The organism is Corallococcus terminator (assembly GCF_003611635.1).
Classification (GTDB): domain Bacteria; phylum Myxococcota; class Myxococcia; order Myxococcales; family Myxococcaceae; genus Corallococcus; species Corallococcus terminator.
Genome location: NZ_RAVZ01000633.1, coordinates 1 through 2,049 on the forward strand (window position 1 = coordinate 1; position 2,049 = coordinate 2,049).

Annotated in this window: 2 protein-coding genes; one reads left to right on the top strand and one right to left on the bottom strand. The window is 70.5% G+C overall.

Annotation, left to right across the window (positions count from 1 at the left end):
• Positions 1–104: 104 nt before the first annotated feature.
• Positions 105–500, top strand: coding sequence for a hypothetical protein (locus tag D7V88_RS40955; protein ID WP_120545891.1), 396 nt, complete (start codon positions 105–107; stop codon positions 498–500).
• A 69-nt stretch (positions 501–569) separates the two neighbouring features.
• Here the strand turns inward: D7V88_RS40955 and D7V88_RS40960 are convergent.
• The coding region (locus D7V88_RS40960) for a right-handed parallel beta-helix repeat-containing protein (protein WP_341870759.1) at positions 570–2,049 on the bottom strand (1,480 nt) is incomplete at its 5' end.

Sequence of the window (2,049 nt, forward strand, 5' to 3'; positions counted from 1 at the left end):
GCGCATCTCCGCGCCGCCCCTGCCCCCGAGCACCAAGCGCACCCCCAAGCCGGATCCGTCTTGAACGTCGCGTCCCGGCCGGCGGGTGGTAAACCTCCCGGCCCATGACCTTCTTCTTCCATCTCCACTCGGGGCTTCGCTACCTGGTGCTGCTGTCCGGCGCCATCGCGCTCGCGTACTTCGCGTTCTGCGTCGCCACGAAGAAGCCGTTCGACAAGGTGGGGCGCATCATCGGCGCGTCCTACTCCGGCTTCCTCCAGCTTCAGGTGCTGGTGGGCATCGCGGTGCTCGTCACGCGCGGCTACTACCCGGCGCTCATCGGGCACATCGTGATGATGGTGCTGGCGGTCGGCTCCATCCAGAGCCTCCTGTCGGTGAACCGTCGGCGCACGCCGCCGGGCTACGTGCTGCCCCTGGTGGGCACCGTGCTGTCCCTGGTGTTCGTCGCGGGCGGCGTCATGGCCATCGGGCGCAGCCTGTTCAAGTCCACCGCGTTCTGAATCGGTCCGCCGCCGGGACCTGGACCCTGGTGGTCCGAGTCCCAGCGGGGCAGGGTCCGTACCGCCTGATCAACGACGGGTTCGGCGGCGCAGGCTCAGCGGCACGAGCAGCGTAAGCAGCAGGGGCATCAGGCCCGGACTGGTGCTGCATCCACCGTCCTCTTCGTCCTCCGGCGATTCCTTCTCCGGCCCGGAGCCCGCATCCGCTCCGCCCGTGCCAGCGTCGGCCGAGCCCGAGCCCGCGTCCGCGACGCCCGTGCCGGCATCCGTGCCGCCCGTGCCCGTGCCGGCATCCGTGCCGCCCGTGCCCCCGTCGGTCGTGGTCGCCGCGCAGGTGCCCAGCGAATGTTCGAGCGCGCCCAGCGTGTACGCCGACGCCGACGGGCGGGGCCGCGCGCAGAAGTCGTCCGGCACCGAGGCATTCCGCGCGGCGGCCCCCACGAGGGACGCCACATTGCCCTTGACGGTCAAATCCCCCTCGAGCGGCGCCACGTACCAGGACGCCCACGTGGCGGTGGCCACGTTCGTCAGGTTCGTGCCCGCGGTGAAGGTGCCGCCCTCGCGGACGCGGATGACCGACGACAGCACGTTGCCGTGGGCCTCGCCCGTGCTGGCCGCGAAGCGGAAGTCCACGCCCGTGGTGCCGATGAACGTGTTGAACAGCACCCGCGTGTTCGCGGCCTTGTTCAGGTAGACGGCGACGTCGGAGCAGTTCGCGACGATGTTGTTGCGCATCACTCCGTCCGAGTGCTCCGGCGTGCAAGGCACCGACGCGTCGAAGGCCGGCGCGCAGAACGCCGCACCCGTCCCGCCCCCGCCGAAGGACAGGCCGATGCTCGTGTCCGCCAGGGCGCGGTCCTTCGCGCAGACGACGCGGTTGCGCTCGAAGAGGCCCCGCTTGCCGCCGCTCTTCATGAAGGCGCCGTAGGAGATGCCCCCCGCCTTGGAGAAGTCGTGCAGTTCGTTGTCGCGGACCACCCAATCCTCGCCCGTGTCGATGTTCAGCTTGGTGACGGGGGTCCCCGTCGCGCGGGCGTGCGTGTCGTAGATTTCGTTGCGCTCGATGAGCCCCCGGTGCGGCATCTCCCAGACGCCGGACGCGTTCTTCACCGCGTTCACCTTGAGCTGCGCGTTGAAGTCGCGCACGCGGCTGTTGCGCAGCACGAAGCCCTCCGCGTGCCCCGTCACATGGAACGCGTGCTCGCAATCCTGGTCGGCCGCGCAGACGCCCTCCACGGTGAGCCCATCGAAGGTCCAGTACCGGCCCGACACCTTGAAGCCCTCCACCGCGTTGAAGCGCACGAGCGCCCCGTGGCGGTTCGCGGCGCGCACGGTGATGGGCTGGGCCTGGGTGCCCTCCGCCGCGCAGTTCACGTTCGCGTTGAAGGTGTACGTGCCGTTGGCGAGGACGAGCTCGTCCCCGGCCTTCGCGGCGGCGAGCGCGGTCTGAAGCTCGGTCACGGTGGAGACGTTCTTCACCGCCGCCCCGCCGGTCAGCGGCAGCAGCAGCAGTGCGAGGCAGAGGGGGCGCATGGGGGGACTCCAGGGA